At 40.0% G+C, this 23,432-nt stretch carries 21 protein-coding genes and 1 other annotated feature; of the genes, 17 read left to right on the top strand and 4 right to left on the bottom strand.

The genetic code is table 11. The features are described 5' to 3' along the window. Positions 1-58 precede the first annotated feature (58 nt). The 13 genes from BIV16_RS06155 (at position 59) to leuS (ending at position 15,801) form a co-directional block, all read left to right on the top strand. The gene (locus BIV16_RS06155) at positions 59-727 is read left to right on the top strand and encodes an acyltransferase (RefSeq protein ID WP_075678666.1); all 669 of its coding nucleotides are present in this window, start codon (positions 59-61) and stop codon (positions 725-727) included. Between the two features lie 58 nt (positions 728-785). Further along, positions 786-2,333: a YARHG domain-containing protein gene (locus BIV16_RS06150; RefSeq protein ID WP_075678991.1), complete on the top strand. Its 1,548-nt coding sequence runs from the start codon at positions 786-788 to the stop codon at positions 2,331-2,333. Between the two features lie 150 nt (positions 2,334-2,483). Then, the gene (locus BIV16_RS06145; protein WP_075678667.1) at positions 2,484-3,185 is read left to right on the top strand and encodes an iron-sulfur cluster assembly scaffold protein; all 702 of its coding nucleotides are present in this window, start codon (positions 2,484-2,486) and stop codon (positions 3,183-3,185) included. Between the two features lie 15 nt (positions 3,186-3,200). Next, positions 3,201-4,211, top strand: coding sequence for a GGGtGRT protein (locus BIV16_RS06140; protein WP_075678668.1), 1,011 nt, complete (start codon positions 3,201-3,203; stop codon positions 4,209-4,211). 184 nt (positions 4,212-4,395) lie between these two features. After that, positions 4,396-5,328, top strand: coding sequence for a hypothetical protein (locus BIV16_RS06135; RefSeq protein ID WP_075678669.1), 933 nt, complete (start codon positions 4,396-4,398; stop codon positions 5,326-5,328). Further along, positions 5,322-5,543, top strand: coding sequence for a hypothetical protein (locus BIV16_RS06130; RefSeq protein WP_075678670.1), 222 nt, complete (start codon positions 5,322-5,324; stop codon positions 5,541-5,543). Before BIV16_RS06135 ends, BIV16_RS06130 begins: the two co-directional genes overlap by 7 nt. Positions 5,544-5,773: 230 nt before the next feature. Further along, positions 5,774-8,005 carry a YhgE/Pip domain-containing protein gene (locus BIV16_RS06125; protein ID WP_075678671.1) on the top strand — a complete coding sequence of 744 codons (2,232 nt, stop codon included), beginning with the start codon at positions 5,774-5,776 and terminating at the stop codon, positions 8,003-8,005. 15 nt (positions 8,006-8,020) lie between these two features. Beyond that, a complete protein-coding gene (locus BIV16_RS06120) occupies positions 8,021-8,488 on the top strand; it encodes a hypothetical protein (protein ID WP_075678672.1) in 468 nt (155 codons plus the stop codon). Next, complete coding sequence (locus tag BIV16_RS06115; RefSeq protein WP_075678673.1) at positions 8,472-10,610, top strand: YhgE/Pip domain-containing protein; 2,139 nt, start codon at positions 8,472-8,474, stop codon at positions 10,608-10,610. Before BIV16_RS06120 ends, BIV16_RS06115 begins: the two co-directional genes overlap by 17 nt. Positions 10,611-10,752: 142 nt before the next feature. Further along, the gene (locus tag BIV16_RS06110) at positions 10,753-11,148 is read left to right on the top strand and encodes a TM2 domain-containing protein (protein ID WP_075678674.1); all 396 of its coding nucleotides are present in this window, start codon (positions 10,753-10,755) and stop codon (positions 11,146-11,148) included. A 187-nt stretch (positions 11,149-11,335) separates the two neighbouring features. Next, on the top strand, positions 11,336-11,836 hold the full coding sequence (gene ilvN, locus BIV16_RS06105; RefSeq protein ID WP_075678675.1) for an acetolactate synthase small subunit: 501 nt from the start codon (positions 11,336-11,338) through the stop codon (positions 11,834-11,836). A 21-nt stretch (positions 11,837-11,857) separates the two neighbouring features. Then, positions 11,858-12,880 (top strand): ketol-acid reductoisomerase, encoded by a 1,023-nt coding sequence (gene ilvC, locus BIV16_RS06100; protein ID WP_075678676.1) that lies wholly within the window; start codon positions 11,858-11,860, stop codon positions 12,878-12,880. Between the two features lie 118 nt (positions 12,881-12,998). Then, positions 12,999-13,228, top strand: a binding site (T-box leader). Between the two features lie 155 nt (positions 13,229-13,383). Next, entirely contained in the window at positions 13,384-15,801 is a 2,418-nt protein-coding gene (gene leuS, locus BIV16_RS06095) for a leucine--tRNA ligase (RefSeq protein ID WP_075678993.1), read from the top strand. Between the two features lie 91 nt (positions 15,802-15,892). On the opposite strand, the gene BIV16_RS06090 is transcribed toward leuS, so the two are convergent. Beyond that, complete coding sequence (locus tag BIV16_RS06090) at positions 15,893-16,789, bottom strand: LysR family transcriptional regulator (RefSeq protein ID WP_075678677.1); 897 nt, start codon at positions 16,787-16,789, stop codon at positions 15,893-15,895. Positions 16,790-17,035: 246 nt separating this feature from the next. Here BIV16_RS06090 and leuC point away from each other — a divergent pair, with 246 nt between their 5' ends. Together leuC and leuD are read left to right on the top strand one after the other, a co-directional pair. Then, a complete protein-coding gene (gene leuC / locus BIV16_RS06085) occupies positions 17,036-18,298 on the top strand; it encodes a 3-isopropylmalate dehydratase large subunit (RefSeq protein WP_075678678.1) in 1,263 nt (420 codons plus the stop codon). Positions 18,299-18,318: 20 nt separating this feature from the next. Then, entirely contained in the window at positions 18,319-18,807 is a 489-nt protein-coding gene (gene leuD / locus BIV16_RS06080; protein ID WP_075678679.1) for a 3-isopropylmalate dehydratase small subunit, read from the top strand. 55 nt (positions 18,808-18,862) lie between these two features. On the opposite strand, the gene BIV16_RS06075 is transcribed toward leuD, so the two are convergent. Further along, complete coding sequence (locus BIV16_RS06075; protein ID WP_075678680.1) at positions 18,863-19,678, bottom strand: hypothetical protein; 816 nt, start codon at positions 19,676-19,678, stop codon at positions 18,863-18,865. A 328-nt stretch (positions 19,679-20,006) separates the two neighbouring features. Between BIV16_RS06075 and thrC the strand changes: the two genes are divergently transcribed. Then, positions 20,007-21,500 (top strand): threonine synthase, encoded by a 1,494-nt coding sequence (gene thrC, locus BIV16_RS06070; RefSeq protein WP_075678681.1) that lies wholly within the window; start codon positions 20,007-20,009, stop codon positions 21,498-21,500. Between the two features lie 94 nt (positions 21,501-21,594). On the opposite strand, the gene BIV16_RS06065 is transcribed toward thrC, so the two are convergent. Further along, the gene (locus BIV16_RS06065) at positions 21,595-22,494 is read right to left on the bottom strand and encodes a chemotaxis protein CheX (protein WP_075678682.1); all 900 of its coding nucleotides are present in this window, start codon (positions 22,492-22,494) and stop codon (positions 21,595-21,597) included. Between the two features lie 3 nt (positions 22,495-22,497). Then, positions 22,498-22,875 (bottom strand): response regulator, encoded by a 378-nt coding sequence (locus BIV16_RS06060; RefSeq protein ID WP_075678683.1) that lies wholly within the window; start codon positions 22,873-22,875, stop codon positions 22,498-22,500. Between the two features lie 218 nt (positions 22,876-23,093). On the opposite strand from BIV16_RS06060, the gene BIV16_RS06055 reads away from it, so the two are divergent. Beyond that, entirely contained in the window at positions 23,094-23,429 is a 336-nt protein-coding gene (locus BIV16_RS06055; RefSeq protein ID WP_075678684.1) for a hypothetical protein, read from the top strand. Positions 23,430-23,432 lie beyond the last annotated feature (3 nt).

Raw genomic sequence — 23,432 nt, 5'->3', positions numbered from 1 at the left:
ACAAATTATGATATGATAGCATCTGTAATTGCAAGATAAATGAAATGAGGATAGAAAAATGGAACAGGCAAAGATAAAGAATTTATATGATTTAAATGAGACAATCGCAAAGGAGTTACTCGAGGGGCTTACCTATCCTTGGGAAGCGCTGCCAAAGATTGGAGCATTTATTGTCGAGTTAGGAGAAAAATTAGACCCGTCGAAATACGAAAAACGCGGAGAGAACATCTGGGTGGCAAAGAGCGCAACCGTTGCGCCAACCGCTTTTTTGAATGGACCTTTGATTATTGATGAGGAGGCTGAAATCCGTCATTGCGCATTTATCCGTGGTAACGCAATTGTAGGAAAAGGCTCCGTTGTCGGAAATTCAACCGAACTGAAAAACGTTGTGATATTTAACAGTGTTCAGGTTCCACATTATAATTACGTCGGGGATTCTATTTTAGGATACAAATCACACATGGGAGCCGGCTCTATCACATCCAATGTAAAATCCGACAAGACACTGGTTGTGGTAAAAGAGGAAAAAGAACAGATTGAGACAGGACTGAAAAAATTCGGCGCAATGTTAGGAGACCACGTGGAGGTTGGATGTAACTCCGTTTTGAATCCAGGTACCGTAATCGGGCGAAACACCAACGTGTATCCGTTATCCATGGTGCGTGGTGTTGTCCCTGCAAACTCTATTTATAAGAATAAAAATGAAATTGTAGAAAAGAGCGAATAGACGACTGACAGAGAGGAAAGTGAAACTGGCAGACTGCATTTGCCAGATGTATGAAAGTATGAAAAAGAAATTTTTGGTTTTAACAATACTGATGTGTACGTTTACAACTACATTATTAAATGGATGTGGAAAGAAACAGAATGCAACGCCTGATAATGAGACGCTACAAGACACAGAGACGGTAACAGATCAGACGGTGTTGGAAGAACAGGCGGATACCGGGGAAGAAGGAATCTCCTACACATGGCAGGATATTACGGTAACACTGCCACAGGAGTGGGAGGACGGCTATGAAATCGTAGAAGAGGACGATGGTTTTTCAATTTACCAGAAAAGTTCTTACGACGAAAATCAGGGACTCGGTTTCTTGTGTGGGTTCACCCATATCGGGGAATTCAGAAATGGCGCGCTAGGTGAGACACTGATTGCGTATGCAGATGACGGAAGCTGTTATTACTGGATAGAGCCAACAGACCTTGCCTATGATGAAAATGATGCATCCAGCCAGAAAGAATATGAAGAGATGGCAGAAATGGTACCTCAGATTGTGGCAACAGTAAAAATCAGTGGCGACGGGGTACATACCAATGCAGACGAGTATGTGCTTCCACTCAGTGATAAAAAACCACTGACGAGTGAAATGTTAGACAACTTAAATGACAATGAGCTGATGATTGCCCGCAATGAGATTTACGCCAGACATGGAAGAACGTTCCAGAATGAGTATTTGCAAAGTTATTTCAATAAATGCAGCTGGTATCAGGGCACCACAATGCCGGAAGAATTCGATGAATCTGTTTTTTCTGCCATGGAAAAAGATAACCTGTCCATGCTGGAAGCAAAAGAAGAGGCATACGAGAGCGGACATCCATATCCGAAAAAATACGAATATGGAACGGTGATAGAAGAAGATTTAAACGCAGACGGCAATGTCGAGCAGATTTTTTGCAGCCTGATGGAACAAAAAGATGGCAGTTATGTGCCGATTGTGACCATCAATGGAAGAGCATTTGATATCAGCAAGGACTGTCAGCTGGTTTCTCCGGTTACAGACTGCTTTTATGTGACCGATATTACCGCCGCAGACGGAGAATTAGAACTTGCATTTTTGGACTACGGCCCAAGCTGTGACCCGGAAACATACTTTTTCCGTTTTGATGGTGACATGGAGTTTGTTGGAAGTGTGGATGGTTTTCCGTTCAAAGACCAGAATGATGGAATCAATGGTTTCGTAAATGATGGCCAGGTTATTGGAAGAATCCGTACCGATTTATTAGAAACAGCATATTTAAACGGTTACTGGCTGTTAAATGAAGAGACGCATGCGTTAGAATATCAGGAACAGGAAGAGTATGATTACATCTCAACAACCGCACATCAGCTCTATGAGAAATTGCCGGTTCGTGTGACGATGGATGAAAATGCACCTGAGGTTGTCATGCAAAAACAGGCAGAAGTATATTTCTTAAAATCTGATTTAAAGGAATGGATTCTTGTAAAAGGAAAAGATGGCACAAAAGGCTATATGCAGGTCAAGAATGGAAAAGTGGTAGAGCTTGGAAAATCAGCCAATAATGTTTTCTCAGACTTGAATTATTTTGATTAACGACGAAAAAGTAGAAAAGGAAACTGAAAAAATCGTCGAATTGGGGGTTTACTAATCCCAAAAAATATGCGAAAATGGTTGCAGTATGTTAAATGAATAACAAAGTTTAACAGATACATACATATTTATTTATGTGAAAGGAGTCTTATAATGATTTACACTAAGGAAGTCGAAAACATGTGTCCTGTAGCAAAGGGCGCAAAACATGAACCAGCTCCAATTCCAGAAGAAGGAAAATGGGTTCATTCTAAAAAAATTGAAGATATCTCAGGTTTTACACACGGTGTTGGCTGGTGTGCACCACAGCAGGGTGCCTGCAAGCTTTCATTAAACGTGAAAAACGGTGTGATTGAAGAAGCTTTAGTTGAGACAATCGGATGTTCCGGTATGACTCATTCTGCAGCTATGGCAGCAGAAATTTTACAGGGTAAAACAATCCTGGAAGCTTTAAATACAGACTTAGTTTGTGATGCTATCAACACAGCTATGAGAGAATTATTCTTACAGATCGTTTACGGTCGTACACAGAGTGCATTCTCTGATGACGGATTAGCAGTAGGTGCTGGTCTTGAAGATTTAGGTAAGGGACTTCGTTCTCAGGTTGGTACAATGTACGCAACAAAAGAAAAAGGTGTTCGTTACTTAGAGATGGCTGAAGGATACGTAACAGGTATTGCTCTTGATGAGAACAACGAAGTTATCGGATATCAGTTCGTTTCTCTTGGAAAAATGACTGACTTCATCAAAAAGGGTGATGATGCTAACACAGCTTGGGAGAAGGCTGCAGGATCTTATGGTCGTGTAACTCCAGAGCAGGGTGCTGTTAAGATCATCGATCCAAGACAGGAATAGGAAAGGAGAACGAAAATGGCTTTATTTGAATCATATGAAAGAAGAATTGACCAGATTAACGCTGTATTAAACAGCTATGGTATCAGCTCTATCGAAGAAGCTGAAAAAATTACAAAAGATGCTGGACTTGACGTTTACAATCAGGTAAAGAAAATCCAGCCTATCTGTTTCGAGAACGCTTGCTGGGCTTACACAGTAGGTGCTGCAATCGCAATCAAAAAAGGATGTACAAGAGCTGCTGATGCTGCCGCAGCAATCGGTGAAGGTCTTCAGGCATTCTGTATCCCAGGTTCTGTTGCTGACCACAGAAAAGTAGGTTTAGGACATGGTAACCTTGGTAAAATGTTATTAGAGGAAGAGACAGAATGTTTCTGTTTCTTAGCTGGACATGAGTCTTTCGCAGCTGCTGAAGGTGCTATCGGTATCGCTGAAAAAGCTAACAAAGTACGTCAGAAACCATTAAGAGTTATCTTAAACGGTTTAGGAAAAGATGCTGCACAGATTATCTCCCGTATCAATGGATTTACATTTGTAGAGACAAAATACGACTACAAAGAAGCTAAATTAAACGTAGTATACGAGAAAGCATACTCTGATGGACTTCGTGCAACTGTAAAATGTTACGGTGCTGATGATGTTCAGGAAGGTGTTGCAATCATGCATCATGAGAATGTAGGTGTATCTATCACAGGTAACTCTACAAACCCAACACGTTTCCAGCATCCAGTTGCAGGTACATACAAGAAAGAATGTATCGAGCAGGGTAAGAAATACTTCTCCGTAGCATCCGGTGGTGGTACAGGACGTACACTTCACCCAGATAACATGGCTGCAGGTCCTGCTTCCTATGGTATGACAGATACTATGGGACGTATGCACTCTGACGCGCAGTTTGCAGGTTCTTCTTCTGTACCAGCTCACGTAGAAATGATGGGACTTATCGGAATGGGTAATAACCCTATGGTAGGTGCTACTGTTGCCGTAGCTGTAAGCATCGAAGAGGCTCACAAAGCTGGTAAATTCTAAGATAAAACCTTGATTTTATAAGGGTTTAAGGACTTCTGGAAGTGTTCCGGAAGTCCTTTTTTCATATACAAAATCATTAAATTGTATAAGTATAAAATCGCCCAAAATATTGCTGAAATTGCCTTTTTATGGTAGTATATAAGTACTAGAAAAAGTTGCGGCAGCAACAGAGGGGAGACTGCCTATGCGAAACATAAAAAAGAAAATAAGTTTAAGCCTTGTGGCACTGCTTACGGTGACAAATCTTGGTACAGTAGTGGCATTTGCAAAGGAAAGCAATGAAAATCAGACGTCGGACGAGATTGTCTATACCGAAGATGTTATGACGGATTTTGATTTGGATGCTTCAATTAAGGAGCAGCCGGACGGCAACTATGAAGTTGTGACCGAGGATACATCGGCAGAAGAATTGGAAACCGGAAATATTATCGTAGTACCGGCACAGGAGGATGGCGTAGAACGAGCCACTGAAGTGACAAATGTGACAAAGACAGAAGAGGGCTACGTGATTGAAGGGGAAGAACCGGACAGCATTTTTGATGTGGTAGAGAGCGTTGATACGCAAGGAACAGCAGAAGTGGATACAGATGCAGTGATTCCGGCAGATGGAGTGAGCGTGACAAGTGCAGCAGATGCAATGGATACGGCAAGGTCTGGAAGCTGGAGAGAATGGTTTACTTTTACATCAAATGGGACGACAACCATGACAGGTTTAAATTTCCATCTTGACAAACAGCTTGGCACAAATGCAAGTCTGACAGGTGATTTTGTAATTGATCCATCTTTGGAGTATCATCTGGTATTTGATTTGACAGGAGTAAAAGAGATGACAGCAGCAATCAACACCAGAATGAAAGTAACGGATGTTTCTGTTACCGGTGGTAAAGCCGGAAGTATTCCAATTGCAACACTTCCATATACATTTGCAGATGGAATGTTTAGCGCATTTATTACACTGAATCTGGTATATTCTGCGCAGGGAGAAGTCTTTTTATCCTATGAGATGAGCGGTATATGTGGTGTTACCTACGATGGAACAGATACCAGCCGGAAGTCCTTGATTATGGCGCATCCGCAGATGGAAAAGTCGGAGCGGAGTTTGAGATTACATTGTTAGCGTATGGAACATACAATGTGATGAATGCAGATGTGAACAGCGGCTTTATCGCAAGTGCGCAAAAAGAATCCGGACAAAATGGTATTGCGGAAGTATATTTTTATTTAGACGGAAATTATGGTTACGGAAGTATTTTGGAACCATATGGAATCTGTGGTTCAAAAGTAATTTATGGAAAAGATAACAGTCCGTTCCATTATGTGCTTGCACAGTAGAATAGGATTAGAGAAGGCTTTCTATGTAACTACAAATGTAGAACATAGAAAGCCTTTTTCTTATTGTTTTGGAGAAAATAATATACAACAAGCGGAATCTGTATGTTTTCATTTGAAAAAAAATGTTGTAAAATAGTGAAGTGCGTAGTAAAAAAGAAAATCTAACTACAAATATAAAAAAGGTAAGACAAGAAGGATTTGTCAGAAAAGAAATAGTAGGAGAAATGGACATGAATAATATTTGGAAAATTTTTATAACAGACCTCAAAGGACTGATAAAGAATCCGCTTGCATTTATCATTGCAGTGGGGCTTTGCGTGCTACCATCTTTGTATGCGTGGTTTAATGTTTACTCGAACTGGAATCCGTATGGAAATACTTCAAATATTCAGATTGCGATTATTTCGGAGGATGAAGGATATACGGAAGATGATGGAACCTACGTTAACATGGGTGATGAAGTCGTGGAGGAGATGGAAGCTAAGACAACAATAACATGGACTGTCGTAGATACAGCCGAAGAAGCAACGGACGGTGTTTACAGTGGAAAGTATTATGCTGCGGTTGTAATCAGTAAAGATTTTACAAAGAGTATGTATCATGCACTTGAAACAGACTTTGATGCAAATCCGACTATCACATATTATGAAAATGAGAAGAAAAATGCGATTGCAACCAAAATTACGGACTCCGCAGTTTCTTCCCTGACACAAAGTACCAATGAAAAATTTATTGAAGTTGTTACAAGTGCCATCTTTGAAAAGACAAATATTCTGGCTGAGGATATCAAACAGGATGACAGTATGGCAACATTAGAGGCAAAGCTTCAGCAGTTAAATACAAATCTGACTTCTTATAGCAACCTGGTTACAACTTTTATGGAAAGCAATGAATCCCTAACTAAGGCAGTTGATGATGCGAGTGACGAGATGCCAGCAATCAGTTCTTCCATTAAGAATGGTGCAAACAGCATTTCAAAGGCAAATACGGATTTACAGAATACACAGGCATCTTTGGAAAACTTTAAACAGAATATTACGAATACATTATCAACCATTAACAATTCATTGAATGCAGTTGCAACAGATATTGAAAATGCCGGAATTGCAGAGGATGCTGCAGCAACAGCAAAGAGTGCGCAGCAGGCAGCCAGTGATACGGCAGAATTAATCAAACAGTTGAACGATTTGAAACAGACATTACAGGATACTGCAAATGGAAGCCAGGATCAGCAGGAAGCCGAAGATGCAATCCAGTCTGTTATTGATACCATTGATTCCCTTTTGAACGGAGCAGATGATATTCAAGGACAATTGGATAATTTACTGGGAAACAGTGGAATTGAGCTTCCGGATGTCAATGTAGACGTTGACAAAGACCAGATTCAGTCTGAGGTCGAAAAACTTGTTGGTGACAGTGTAAATACAGCGACTGACAGCATTAAAAATTCATTAAACAATTGCAGCAAATCAATTGAAAATATGAAGAGCCTTTACACAAACAGCCTTGTGCCAGAGATGAACACGATGGTGGACAGCATGTCAAAAGTGTTAAATAATGTGACGAATGTTTTGAATGGTCTGAGCACAACAGTTGGAGATATGACCAATATTTTTGATGGAATTGAGACAACAATATCTGGTACAAATGACAGCCTAGAACAGATTAAAGAAGTAATTGATAATGTAAATGCAAAAATTGAAGAACTGTTGAATAAATTGCAGAATGCCGAGGAGGATGAGAAGGTTCAGGTTATCCTAGATGTAATGGAAGGTGACCCGGAAAGTTATGGAGAATACTTCTCAGCGCCGGTTACAATGACCACAGAGCCAGTCTATCCGATTGCCAATTATGGCTCCGCAATGACACCATTCTATTCGGTTCTGGCAATCTGGGTGGGAATGACGATTCTGGTTTCTATTTTGAAAGTAAAGGCAGAGCCAAAGGGACTTACAAATGTGAAGTCTTACCAGCTTTTCTTTGGAAGATATTTATTATTTTTGCTGTTGAATGAGGTACAGGCAGTCATAATTGTGTTAGGTGATATTTATATCCTGCATTGTCAGGTGATGTATCCGGGACTGTTTTTCTTAGCAGCTGCACTGACAAGTCTGACCTTTAGTTTGTTGATTTATGCATTGACGTTATCCTTTGGTGATATCGGAAAAGCATTAGCAGTTGTTGTCATGGTAATTCAGATTGCAGGTTCAAGCGGAACCTTCCCAATCGAGTTGCTTCCAACGGTATATCAGAAAATTTATATTTTCTTCCCATTCCCGTATGCAATCAATGCGATTCGTGAGACAATCGGAGGAATGTATGCAGATACCTATGTGAAATCATTGTCAGAGTTGTTGATTTTTGCAGTGGGAGCGTTAATTGTTGGTTTGGTAATCCGTATTCCGTTCGTGGGCATTAACCACTATATGGAAGAACGTATGGAAGACACAAAGATGATGTAGAAAGGATATGGAAAAATGGAAAAAGATTACGAGAGAATGTATGATATCCTTGCACAATATGAAAATGAGATGCATGAGAAAAATCAGAGACGCATTCGTATTGGATTAAGATGTATCTGGCTGATTCCTTTGGTATTTTTGTGCCTTTTATTCTGGACAGACAGTTCAAAGGTGGTATTTCTTATTTTGTGGATTGCCTCTTTATTTGGAATTGCAATATATTTAATTCTTGTAGAGTATTCAGATTATAAATTACAGAAAAAATTAGGTGAAATCAGCGGCCAAAAGGACAAAGAAGTGGAGACCCTTCTTGCACCGGATTTAAGTGGGATGGAAGGAAAACTGCGTACCGTTATGGAACGAATCGATGCAGGATTGAATGCGCCGGAGGAGTTAGAGCCTAAGAGAGAAAAAGTGGAACTTATCGAAGAAAAACCTGAGAAAGAAGAACAGGAGGGAAAAGAACTTGAAGAACATATTTAAAATATTCCTTTCAGATTTCAAACGGTTAAGCCGCAATGTAGTAGCGGTTGTAGTGATTATGGGATTAACGATTATTCCATGCCTTTATGCCTGGTTTAATATTTTTTCAAACTGGGATCCGTATGGGGAATCTTCAACTTCGAATCTAAAGATTGCAGTTGCATCTGAGGATGAGGGATATTCTTTGGAAGGATTGTCAATCAATGTAGGTGACAGCGTTATATCTGCGCTTGAAACCAATACAACGATTGGATGGGTGTTTGTAGATACTGCAAAGGAGGCAACAGATGGTGTATATTCTGGAGAATATTATGCTGCACTTGTGATTCCGTCAGATTTTACAAGCACATTGATGAGCTTTTTGGATGGCGAGTTAAAGCATCCTGAGATTATTTATTATGAGAATGAAAAGAAGAATGCAATTGCACCAAAGATTACAAGTAAAGCGCAAAAGACGGTTGGAGAACAGGTTAATGCGACTTTCATCAGTACAATCGCAGAAACCTTAATGAAAGTAAGTGGTTCTGTTTCCGGAGTAGAAGTGGATGGCAGTTCGCTTACAGATGTAGTTATATCCAATCTAAATGATTTGAGTGGTGATTTGCAGACCTATGTAAACATCTTGAATTCGTTTGTCAGTATCACATCTTCTGCGAACAGTCTGGTTGAGACAACACAGACCGTATTACCGAATGTGGAAGGAGTTGTGAAAAATGGGCAGGGAACTGTCAATTCCATGGAGAGTGCGTTACTTGCAGCATCGGGCAGCGCAGACAGCATTGCAGATATGGTTTCTTACAGTTTTGATTTGCTGAATGCAAGCTTGAACGATTTGGATAGTCTGGTTAACTCCGGTACATCCAATATTGAAGACTGGCAGAATGGTGCAAACAATGGAATTACGGGTGCCCAGGCGATTATGCCATATTTAAAACAGATTTTTGATGGTGCCGTAAATGAGTGGACAGATGATTCAAATTCTGCGCAGGTGGAAGAAATCAGAGCGCAGTTAGATACGATTTCAGCGGATTTAGATCAGTTAAAAGATACATCCGGTCAGGGAGTGGAACATTTAAAGGAACTTCAACAGAAAATCTCCGGTGAGATTACAACATGTAAGAACCAGATTGAGGGATTGCGTTCCACATTTAATTATAATGTGAAACCACAGCTGGATTCGACAGTAAGAAGTGTACAAAGTTCCCTTGTCTCAGCACAGGCAATTTTAAATGGTGTCGATACAGACTTCTCAGATGTCTCAGAGGCATTGGATGGGTACGCTGCAACCATCAGCCAGGGCAATGAATCTATCGCAAGTTCTGCAGAAATGGCGCAGGAACTTTTGACTGGGTTAAAAGGCATTATTACAGAAATTACAGAGTTACAAAATAGTGAGCAGTATCAAAAGATTCTTGAAATGGTAAAGAGTGACCCGGCACTTATGGGTGAATTCATCTCATCTCCGGTCAACCTAGACACCGTTGAGGCATACCACATCGATAACTATGGTTCTGCAATGGCACCATTCTATACCATTTTAGCATTGTGGGTAGGAGCCTTGATTCTGGTTGCCTTAATTCACGTAAAAGTAGAGCCGGAAGAGGGCATTACGAATGTGAAACAGTATCAGCGTTATTTTGGAAGATACATTACTTTCTTCTTGGTAGGGCAGGCGCAGGCTTTGATTACTGTTCTGGGAGACTTGTTCTATGCGAGAATTCAGTGTAAAGAGCCGGTATTATTCTGGCTTGCCGCTGCGATAAGCAGTTTTGCATTTACATTGTTTATTTATTCCTTAACCGTTGCATTTGGAAATGTAGGTGAGGCCATTGCGGTTATCGTCATGGTAATCCAGGTGGCGGGTGCCGGCTGTACGTTCCCGATTGAAGTGCTTCCTGGCGTCTTTAAAAGCATCTATAAGTACCTTCCGTTCCAGTTTGGTATGAATGCAATGAAAGAGACGATTGGTGGACTTTATGCGGCGGATTACTGGAAGTATATCAGTTCCTATATCTTCGTGATTGTGTTATCACTTGTGATTGGTCTTGGATTGGAAATCCCATTCCGTAAGTTAAACCACATGATTGAGCGCAGTAAAGAAAAATCAGATGTTATGCTTTAGGATAAATGGTGCGCTAGGGTAACGTATGGTTTAGAGGAAAGATACTTTGATTATCAAAAAAATATGGATTTTCTATTTATTCTGCCATACATGTATGCTATAATAGCCTTTGACGATAAGAACCGATTAGGAGGATTTAGTTATGTATTGTAGAAATTGTGGTCAGCAGTATGCAACCGATGAAGCTGTGATGTGTGTAAAATGTGGCGTACAGAAAGGTACAGGAAATAATTTCTGTCCACAGTGTGGTCAGCCAACACCTCCAAACAGCGTAGTATGCTTAAACTGTGGTGTTTCTTTACAGAATTATGGCATGCAGCCACAGAAGTCAAAGATGGCAGCCGGATTGCTTGGTATCTTTTTAGGAGGATGGGGAATTCATAACTTCTATCTTGGAAATACAACAAGAGGTATTATCCAGATTATTGTAACAATTGTTACATGTGGAATTGGCGCAATCTGGGGATTAGTAGAAGGTATTATGATTTTAACAGGTGCAATCAACACCGATGCCAAAGGAAATCCATTAAAAGATTAATCTGATTTTAGGTAAAATGGAATCTTAAAAGGAAAGACATTCTTTTCCATGAATTCATTGGGAAGAATGTCTTTTTTTAATTTCAGCTATTGACAAAAAAAAAAAATATGCTAATATGATTTTAGCGTGAGTGAGCTTTAAAGTGTTGAATTGTGAAAGAGTAATTTGACACAGGAAGGTTTTTGAAATGAGAAGACAGGTTTTATCATTATTAGTTGAGAATAATCCGGGAGTGACAAGTCATATCTCAGGTCTGTTTAGCCGCAGAGGCTATAACATTGACAGTTTTTCATCCGGAGTGACAGCGGATCCAAGATACACAAGAATCACGATTGTTGCCAGCGGTGATGAACAGATTTTAGAGCAGATTGAGAAGCAGCTTGCAAAGCTTGAGGATGTATTAGATATTAAGAAGTTAGAATCCGGTTCTTCTGTGACAAGAGAACTGATTTTAGTTAAAATCCGGGCAAAGGACACGGAACGTCAGCCGATTATGAATGTAACTGAGATTTTTCATGGCAAAGTTGTAGACGTGACGCGCGATTCCATGGTGATTGAACTTACCGGACATCAGGATAAGTTAGAGGCTTTTCTTGATTTGTTGCAGGGATATGAGATACTGGAATTGGCCCGTACAGGAATTACAGGACTGACAAGAGGTTCAGCCGATGTTAAAATTTTAGATTAAATTATTTTGGAGGAAATAGATATGGCAGCAAAAATTTATTATCAGGAAGATTGTAACCTTTCACTTTTAGACGGAAAGACAATCGCAGTTATCGGTTATGGTAGCCAGGGACATGCACATGCATTAAACTTAAAGGAATCCGGATGTAATGTCATCATTGGACTTTATGAAGGAAGCAAATCCTGGAAGAGAGCAGAAGAACAGGGATTTAAAGTTTATACAGCAGCAGAAGCAGCAAAACAGGCTGATATCATCATGATCTTAATCAACGATGAACTTCAGGCAGATATGTACAAGAAAGACATTGAGCCAAACCTTGAGCCAGGTAACATGTTAATGTTTGCACATGGTTTCAACATTCATTACGGATGTATCAAACCACCAAAGGATGTCGATGTAACAATGATTGCACCAAAAGCTCCAGGTCATACAGTTCGTTCTGAATATCAGGCAGGAAAAGGAACACCTTGTCTTGTAGCAGTAGAGCAGGATGCAACAGGAAAAGCACTTGATTTAGCACTTGCTTATGGTCTTGGAATCGGTGGAGCAAGAGCTGGTCTTCTTGAGACAACATTCCGTACAGAGACAGAGACAGACCTCTTCGGTGAGCAGGCAGTACTTTGTGGTGGTGTTTGTGCATTGATGCAGGCAGGTTTCGAAACACTTTGCGAAGCTGGATATGATCCAAGAAACGCATACTTCGAATGTATCCATGAGATGAAATTAATCGTAGACTTAATCTACCAGTCAGGTTTTGCAGGAATGAGATATTCTATCTCTAACACAGCTGAATATGGTGATTACATCACAGGACCTAAGATTGTGACAGAAGATACCAAGAAAGCAATGAAACAGATTCTGACAGATATCCAGGATGGTACATTTGCAAAAGACTTCTTACTTGATATGTCACCAGCAGGTCGCCAGGTTCACTTCAAAGCTATGAGAAAGCTTGCATCTGAGCATCCATCAGAGAAGGTTGGTGCAGAGATTCGTAAACTTTACAGCTGGAACAACGAGAACGACAAACTCATCAACAACTAATTCGAACAGAATTTACATACGAAAAAAGATGGACGGAGCAATCTGTTCCATCTTTTTTTCAAATCTAAGGTTGACAAAAAGAAACGTTATGTTAAAATAAATCATATCATTTGAATAAAAAAAGACAAGGATAAGGAGTATTAAGAACGGAGATAGCAAAGAGAGTCATCGGTTGGTGTAAGATGATGTATGGAAGTTCCCAACTCGCCTTTGAGTCCCTTGAGTGAAGTACAGATGTAGTTACAATAGTAGGTCAGGGCGTTTCATTCGCGTTAAGAATGTCTGAGTGCGTATTCTTTCGAATACGAATGAGAGTGGTACCACGGAGCAATTTCCTTCGTCTCTTTATGAGACGGAGGATTTTTTTGTAATAGGAGATTTTGTTTCTGTTACATAAAAATGTTTCGCGAGAATCGCACTGCGGCGGAGTGGAACAATGTCGCAACAATTTAGGAAACACGCCAAGTGTGTTTTTCATAGGACAGGAAAGAGAGGAAAAGAAAATGGCAGAACTTTATAATCATAAAGTGGTCGAAAAAAAATGGCAGAAAGTCTGGGATGATGAGAAGGCTTTCGCAGCAACAGACGATTATTCCAAACCAAAATATTATGCATTGGTAGAATTCCCATATCCATCCGGACAGGGATTACATGTAGGTCACCCAAGACCTTATACAGCACTTGATATTGTGGCAAGAAAGAGAAGAATGCAAGGATACAATGTCCTTTATCCAATGGGCTGGGATGCATTTGGTCTTCCAACCGAGAACTATGCAATCAAGAATAAGGTTCATCCTAAGATTGTAACAGAAAAGAACGTTGCTCATTTTAAAGAACAGCTTCATTCTCTTGGTTATTCTTTCGACTGGGATAGAGAAATCAATACCACAGATCCAGAATACTACAAATGGACACAGTGGATTTTCTTAAAACTTTTCAAAGCAGGTTTGGCTTACAAGAAAGAAATGCCAATCAACTGGTGTACCTCCTGTAAAGTCGGTCTTGCAAATGAAGAGGTTGTAAATGGTGTCTGCGAGCGTTGTGGCGCACCGGTCGTTCAGAAAGTAAAGAGCGAGTGGATGTTGAAGATTACAGAATACGCAGATAAATTGATTGAGGGATTGGATGACGTTGATTACATCGAGCGTGTCAAAGTATCCCAGAAGAACTGGATTGGACGTTCCAACGGTGCAGAAGTTGATTTTGCAATCAAAGGAAAAGAAGATAAACTCCGTATTTATACCACACGTTGTGATACCTTATTCGGTGTTACTTACATGGTTGTTTCCCCGGAACATCCATACCTTGATAAATATCAGAGCGACATCAAGAACTGGGATGAAATCATAGCATACCGTGAAGCTGCTGCAAGAAAATCAGACTTTGAGAGAGCTGAGCTTGCAAAAGAAAAGACAGGTGTTGCAATTGATGGTCTTACTGCAATCAACCCTGTTTCTGGAAAAGAGATTCCAATCTGGGTATCGGATTATGTATTGATGACATACGGAACAGGTGCTATCATGGCGGTACCTGCACACGACGAAAGAGACTGGGAATTTGCTAAGAAATTCAATCTTCCAATGGTACAGGTTGTCGCAAAAGACGGCGAGGAAGTTGATATTTCAAAAGAAGCATTTACAGATGTTGCAACAGGTGTATTAATCAACTCTGATTTCTTAAATGGCTTAGAAGTAAAAGCTGCAAAAGAGAAGATGATTTCATATTTAGAGGAAAATAAAATCGGAAAGGCTAAGACAAATTATAAATTAAGAGACTGGGTATTCTCACGTCAGAGATATTGGGGAGAGCCAATTCCGATTGTTCATTGTGACAAGTGTGGCTTTGTTCCGGTTGACGAGAGCGAACTTCCATTGCTTCTTCCAGAAGTTGACAGCTACATGCCAACAGACAATGGAGAATCACCACTTGCAGCCATGACAGACTGGGTAAATACGACCTGTCCATGCTGCGGTGGCCCGGCTAAGAGAGAGACTGACACAATGCCTCAGTGGGCAGGTTCTTCCTGGTATTTCTTAAGATATACAGATCCACACAACAAAGAAGCATTGGCAAGTCCGGAGGCTTTAAAATACTGGCTTCCAGTTGACTGGTACAATGGTGGTATGGAACATACAACCTTACATCTTCTTTATTCCAGATTCTGGCATAAATTCCTTTATGACCAGCATATTGTTCCAACCAAAGAGCCTTACCAGAAGAGAACTTCCCATGGTATGATTCTTGGAGAGAACGGCGAGAAGATGTCAAAATCCAGAGGAAACGTTGTAAATCCAGATGATATCGTAAGAGAATACGGTGCAGATACCCTTAGAACTTACGAAATGTTTATCGGAGCCTTTGATTTGGCTGCTTCCTGGTCCGAGGATGGTGTAAAAGGATGCCGTCGTTTCTTAGACCGTGTATGGAAGTTACAGGATATCATGACACAGGAGGAAGGATATTCTGCTGACCTTGAGACAAAGATGCACCAGACCATCAAGAAGGTTTCAAACGATTTTGAGAACCTCAAATACAATACAGCAATTGCAGCAATGATGGCATTAATCAATGACTTCTATAAAAAGAATTCCATCACAAAAGGGGAATTCAAGACCTTAATCACACTGTTAAATCCGGTTGCGCCTCATATCACAGAGGAATTATGGCAGACAATCGGAGAAGAGGGAAGATTATACCAGCAGTCATGGCCGGAATTTGATGAGGCAAAAACAGTAGAAAGTACTGTTGAGATTGCCGTTCAGATTAACGGAAAGACAAAAGGAACTCTTGCAATTGGAAAAGATGATCCAAAAGATGAGGTCATTGCAAAAGCAAAAGAAGTAATTGCAGATAAATTAACCGGTAACATCGTAAAAGAAATCTATGTTCCTGGAAGAATTGTAAACATTGTAATGAAATAGGAATAAAAACAGGCAAGCAGCTCAAAAGAGTTACCTGCCTGTTTTTTGATGTGGTGATAAATGTGAAACGTGTCGCTTAGATACACCGGAGTTATTTGTTGTAATTCTGATAAAATTCGATAAAATCCGAAAGTGATTTTGAAGGGTGAATGTTTGTCTTGTAGGCAAAGCCGACTTCACGTTTGTGGATTGGAATTCCAAGCGGGATTTCGATTAAGGCGCCGCTTTCTAAATCTTCTTTTACAAAATTTTTGATGACACAGGCAACGCCGACGCTGATTCTTGCAAAATCAATCAAAAGGTCCATGTTGGAGATATCGATGGAATCACGGACCTGAATCTGGTTTTCCTGAAGATAGTCATCGATGTATTGGCGTGTCATGTTGTTTTTATCAAGAAGCATCAGGGTAGAACTCTGTAAAATCTGATTTTTTGTAACACCACGTGCTTTTAGGTTGCGAAGATAATCCTTGGTTGCAACGAAGATATCCTCGATTTCTTCTAGAAAGTCGAAGTGAATATTTTTCAGGCTGCCCGGCTTTCCAATCAGTCCGATGTCAATTTTGTTATCCTCAAGAAGTTTTAAGGTATCATTTGTGGACTGACAGGTGATGGAGATGGAAATATGCGGGTTTTGACGGATAAATTCTTTCAGATAGGGAAGCAGTAAATATTTACAAAGGGTAGAACTGACTCCGATTTTCAAATGTCCCACACCAAGCTCGATGGAGCGGCGCAGCTTCTCTTCTCCAAGCGTTAAGGTCTCAAAGGCATCGCTGACGTGCTCATAAAGCAGTTTTCCCTCTTCGGTTAACACAACCCCCCTTGAGCTTCTGGAAAAAAGTTTGCATCCGACACTTTCTTCTAATTTCTGAATGGATTTACTGATGGCAGGCTGGCTGATGTAAAGTTCTTTTGCAGCCTTTGAAATATTGCCTGCGTTCGCAACCGTATAAAAGATACGGTATGAGGATAGATTCTGATTCATTGTGCTACACGTCCTTTCCAATTTATTGTGAAGTTGATACTTTTACACTGTTATTGATTAAAGTATAACATAACTTCTTATTATGGTAAATATGTTTATTATGTATTTGTTTTATAATATTTGCTATGATAGAATGAGTTCAAGATAAGTGGAACGGATGTAAAGCCGTAAAACTTATATACACTCACTCACACGACGCAGCACACAGCTGCAAAAAAGAAATCGCATAACTAGGAGGATATACGCATGGGAATGACTATGACACAAAAGATCCTTGCAGCACATGCAGGGCTCCCAGAAGTAAGTGCAGGTCAGCTGATTGAAGCTGATTTAGATTTAGTACTTGGTAATGATATTACATCTCCGGTGGCCATTCATGAAATGGAAAAAATGAAGGTGGATGGAGTTTTTCATAAGGATAAAATCGCACTTGTACTAGATCATTTCGTACCAAATAAAGATATTAAGTCTGCCCAGCATTGTAAATGTGTAAGAGAATTTGCATGTAAGCATGACATTACAAATTATTTCGATGTTGGAGAAATGGGAATTGAACATGCATTGCTACCGGAGAAGGGTCTTACAGTGGCTGGAGATGTCATTATCGGTGCGGATTCACACACCTGTACATACGGGGCACTTGGAGCATTCTCAACGGGAGTCGGAAGCACCGATATGGCTGCTGGCATGGCAGCCGGAAAAGCATGGTTTAAGGTTCCTTCCGCAATCAAATTTAACCTGGTTGGAAAACCGGCAAAATGGATTAGCGGAAAAGATATTATTTTGCACATTATTGGAATGATTGGTGTTGATGGAGCATTGTATCAGTCGATGGAGTTTGTCGGGGATGGCATTCAGTACTTATCCATGGACGATCGTTTTACAATCGCCAATATGGCAATCGAAGCTGGTGGAAAAAATGGTATTTTCCCAGTGGATGAGAAGGCAATCGCCTACATGAAAGAACATTCAAAACGTCCATATACCGTTTATGAGGCGGACGAGGATGCAGTTTATGAAAAAGAATACACCATAGATCTTAGCACCTTAAGACCGACGGTAGCATTTCCGCATTTACCGGAGAATACAAAGACAATCGATGAGGTCGGTGATATCGCAATCGATCAGGTTGTCATTGGTTCCTGTACGAATGGCCGTATGGACGACTTGAGGGTTGCCGCTTCCATTTTAAAAGGAAGAAAGGTAAAAAAAGGTCTCCGTGTCATTGTGATTCCGGCAACACAGCAGATTTACTTAGATGCCATGGAGGAAGGACTGCTTAAGATTTTTGTGGAAGCAGGAGCAGTGGTAAGTACTCCGACCTGTGGGCCATGTCTTGGTGGTTATATGGGTATTCTTGCAGAAAATGAAAGATGCGTTTCTACGACAAACCGTAACTTCGTAGGTCGTATGGGTCATGTCGATTCTGAGATTTACCTTGCAAGCCCGGCAGTAGCAGCAGCAAGTGCCATTACCGGAAAAATCTCAGGACCGGAAGAATTAGATTAAGACAGAAAGGTGATAATAGTATGAAAGCAGCAAGTGGTCAAGTATTTAAATTTGGTGACAATGTCGATACTGATGTCATCATTCCTGCAAGATATCTGAATTCTTCAGATCCAAAAGAACTTGCAGCACATTGTATGGAAGATATTGATGCCGATTTTGTGAAAAAAGTGAACGAAGGCGACATCATTGTTGCAACGAAAAACTTTGGTTGTGGTTCTTCCAGGGAACATGCACCGATTGCAATTAAGGCAGCCGGAGTCAGTTGTGTCATTGCGGAAACATTCGCAAGAATCTTTTACCGTAATGCCATTAACATTGGTCTTCCGATTATTGAGTGCCCAAAAGCCGCAAAGGACATCGAGGCAGGAGATGAAGTGGAAGTGGACTTTGATACAGGTGTGATTACCGATAAGACAAAAGGTACTTCATACCAGGGTCAGGCGTTCCCACCATTCATGCAAAAGATTATTGATTGCGAAGGTTTGGTGAATTATATCAACCAGAAATAGAAACATAACTCCCGAAAAACTGACGAGATGACGCACAGTTTTCCGGGAGAATTTTTTAAGAAAGAGAACACGAGTCCTGATATTGCTTTAGGTAAGTTAAATATTTTGCAGAAATTTTAATCTTGGTATATAAATCCGCATACTGTTTTGCAGTAAGTTCATCGACATAGTTTTCCGGAAAGTTTTTCGTGATGCCAAAAGATTTTGCAAGGTCAACGGCTTTGTTATAGGCGACCGCAGCTTTTGCTTCGGAGGTGTAGATGCCGACTTTGTAATTCCCATTGATATGAATGTAGGTTTTGTATTTGGTCAGTCCGTTTTTTTCTATTTTCATGACACCATGAAACGGATTGTGAATCTTGATGTTGGCATAGCGGAAATCACTTGAATCACCATTGACGAAATCATAATCACGGCCGACAACGGCATAATTACGGATTCCGTAGCGGGAAGGTACCGATACCTGCATCCCGTAATCGTTGACAAAAAGATGTCCCTGCCGCCGGATAATTTTATGGCTGGAATAGTAAAACAAATCGTCGATATCGAATTTTAGTTCCTCGGATTCGCTTAGGTAATATGAAAAATATCCGTTGCGAAGATAGATTGGGTTACGCACATAGATATTATGATCCCTAAAATTAAAAAGTGTGACCCATTTTTCAAACGGAAATAAATGGGTGTAGGCATGATAATCTGTGAACAAAAGATTGGAATCGGTTAAAATGCGGTTCGCAATTTCATAGATATTGCCAGCTTTTTCTTCGGAATCATAGCTTCCGAGGCTGATATGTTTTCCACGAAACGTGATGTTGGAACGATAGTAGAGTGTTCCGTCTTTCTTCGTAGCCAAGTAAACGCCAGGTAACATAAAGTTTCTCCTTAGAATGGTGATTTTGCATGCTTGTGTTAGATTTAGTGTATCATATTCGTCTGACACAGACAACAAATCGTCGAATTCGGGGGAAAAGAGGAGAAAAAAAGAACTACAACTGTAAAATTATGCAAAAATAAGGCAAGGCGCATTGACATAAGGAAGTCTTTTCTTATATAATGGGGAAAAGTGTTTTCTGCGGTAGCACAGCAGAGTGTAATACTTCGGGTATTAAGAAGGCCAAGGTAGTTTTACTTGGCAGATACTACGGAAGTAGATACTACGGTTGTAGTAGGATGAATAAAAGAGATAAGAGGTTAAAGACATGGAATTAATGTATGCAAGCACAAGAGATGCGAATGAGAAAGTAACAGCTTCACAGGCTATTTTAAAGGGATTGGCAAATGATGGAGGATTATTTGTACCGACAGAGCTTCCAAAGTTAGATGTCAGTGTAGAAGAATTAGCAAAAATGAGCTATCAGGAGACCGCTTATGTGGTGATGAAACAGTTTTTAACAGATTTCACAGAAGAGGAATTGAAAAACTGTATCAATGCTGCATACGACAGCAAGTTTGATACTGAGGAGATTGCCCCTTTGGTAAGCGCAGATGGTGCTTATTATCTTGAATTATTCCATGGCTCAACCATTGCATTTAAAGATATGGCATTATCTATTTTGCCACACCTTTTGATTACAGCAGCAAGAAAGAATCAGGTGAAAAATGATATCGTGATTTTAACAGCAACATCAGGAGATACCGGAAAAGCTGCTTTGGCAGGATTCGCTGATGTAAAAGGAACCAAAATTATTGTCTTTTATCCAAAGAACGGTGTCAGCCCGATTCAGGAAAAACAGATGGTAACCCAGAAGGGAGATAATACATTTGTAGTTGGAATCAATGGAAACTTTGACCAGGCACAGACCGGTGTAAAACAGATGTTCTCAGATGCTGATTTAGCAGAAACGATGAATGCGGCCGGCTATCAGTTTTCTTCTGCAAACTCCATCAATATCGGACGCCTTGTACCTCAGATTGTTTATTATGTATATGCTTATGCAAAGTTATATGCAAATGGTGTGATTGCAAAAGATGAGAAGATTAATGTTGTAGTTCCAACCGGTAATTTCGGTAATATTTTAGCAGCATTTTACGCAAAAAATATGGGAATCCCGATTGCAAAATTAATCTGCGCATCCAACGAAAACAAGGTTCTTTATGATTTCTTTACAACTGGAACATATGACAGAAACCGTGAATTTATCCTGACTAATTCTCCTTCTATGGATATTTTAATTTCCAGTAACTTAGAGCGTCTGATTTATCGTATTGCCGGAAATGATGCGAAGAAAAACGCAGACTTTATGAAAGAATTAACCACCACTGGAAAATACGAAATCACAGCAGAGATGAAAGAGAAGCTTGCAGATTTCTACGGTAATTACACCAGTGAAGAAGAGACTGCCAAGGTGATTAAGGACTTATACGATAAGACCGGATATGTGATTGACACACACACAGCAGTGGCATCCGGTGTATATGCAAAATACAAAAAGGATACAAATGACACGAAGACTAAGACGGTCATTGCATCTACCGCAAGCCCATTTAAGTTTACAAGAAGCGTGATGGATGCCATCGACGAAAAGTATGACAGCATGTCAGACTTTGAACTGGTGGATGAATTAAGCAAAATTGCAAATGTAAAAGTTCCAAAAGCAATCGAAGAAATCCGCACAGCACCGGTATTACACGATACAGTTTGCGAAGTAAATGAAATGCAGGATGTTGTGAAAAAGTTTTTAAATATCAAATAGAAACGGAATAGAAAAGAAAAAGGCTGCCGCAAATGAATGCGGCAGCCTTTTGGAGTTATAGATTACATTGCAACGTGTTATCTGACCTGATGTGTTAAAGTGATTCAAAAGATACCAAAAAGTGCATCATTCCAAATGGATAAACAATTGGAATTAAGAACGTATTTTTTTCGAAAAACAGAATATCTTCTTCTTCCATAACAGGAGGGTCTAAGGTCAACTCAATGGATTTGCTGTTAGACTGGTTTACATTGAACAGTCCATTGTGCAGATTGACAAAATCACCGAGGGAAGACTCCACAAATTCATTATATTCGGTATAGGAATCGTTTCCGTAGCGGGAGGCAAATCCGGTTGCGGTCTCTTCGTCTAAGTCGAGATACATTGTAATCGAGTAGGCACCGCTGATGTGCTGGGAAACACAGTGAAGAATCGGATATTCCGTTATCGGAATCGGTTCTAACATCGTAAAGTCATCACCGATGAAACGAATCAGGTTGTTAAAAAACAAAGACATGTATTCGACAGCAACAGAGGAGGCGATATAGGCATCCGATGAAAAATACCGATGAAGAAACTGACTGATTTCTTCTTTCTGCTCATCCGAAACATCTGAGGTTTCAAGTTCCATTACTTCATGGTTGGATTGATAATCAAGAAGCAAATCCTGTAATTCCTGATTTGAAAGAATGCCATCATCGACTAGAATCTGCCCCAAAAGCAAAAAGTCAGGATGCGGTGTCCTTAAAAGATGTAAGACATCGGTTTCAGACAGGTAGCCATGTTCTACTGCAAGTTCGCCAAAACGACTTTCACTATTTTCCTGAAAGGATAAGATAGTCTGGATATCATCTAAGGTTAAAAGTCCGTAGTAGAGTGCAAGGGTACTCAGCTTCATGTGGGCGGAAGGCAGACGTCTGATAGCAGAAACCAATTGTTCGTTGGTAACAATATTATGGGATAAAAGATAGCTTCCGAAAAATTGTGAGAACATAGATTATCTCCCTTCGAATCTTGTTTTTAATATTTTCTTGACCTGTTCACGGTCGAGTGGTTTTTGAATAAAATCCTTAGCACCAGATTCTAAGGCAGTTTTCAACTGGGACTGTGTTCCAATCGAGGAAACGATAATCAATTCTGCAGAAGAATCCTCCCGGATAATTTCCTGGATGGCTTCGTTTCCGTCCTTGACCGGCATTACAATGTCAAGAAAAACGAGGTCTGGTTTCTCAGTTTTGTATATATCAATGGTTTCCTGACCATTTGAAGCTTCCAGAAAGTCAGGAGCACCGAAACATGAAATCATATCCATTAGTTGTTTTCTAGCGAGAATGGAGTCGTCGCTAATTAAAATTTTCGCATCGTCTAATCTCATAATGTTGTCTCCTTCATGTGAAAAATATCTCTTTTGATAAAGAATATTGTACAATATACAAATCAATTGTTCAATAATTATTCCAAAAAATGCTCAATATTACACGAAATTGTGCGAAAGAAACCATTTCTTGCATGATTGCGCTGTAACGTATATAATTTAGGATAAAAAGAAGCATTTGCTGCGTTATGGCAGTGTGGAAATGGAGGATAGAGAAAATGAGCGTTATGGTGGTATTTGATGTGGTGATTACCTTATTTGGGCTATATATGGTAATCTCATCTTTTAAAATGAAAAAGACAGGGGTAATCAGTTCAACAGTTGTATCAAAACAAGAGATTATGAATTGTAAAAAGCCAGAAGAGTTTATCCAGTTTATGTACTGGAAAGAAGCAATTTTTGGTACGGTTATCATGATTGTGGGTGTGCTAAGTTTACTCGATGAACTTGTTGTGACACTTGGAATTGCAAATCTGATGGAGATGCTTGTTTTCCTTGGTACGTTTATCTGGTTCACCAGAGAGCTTCGCAAGGCAAGAGAGAAATTCTTCTAAATA

It is taken from the genome of Roseburia sp. 831b, assembly GCF_001940165.2.
Classification (GTDB): domain Bacteria; phylum Bacillota; class Clostridia; order Lachnospirales; family Lachnospiraceae; genus Roseburia.
This window is presented reverse-complemented; position numbering and strand designations above follow the sequence as displayed.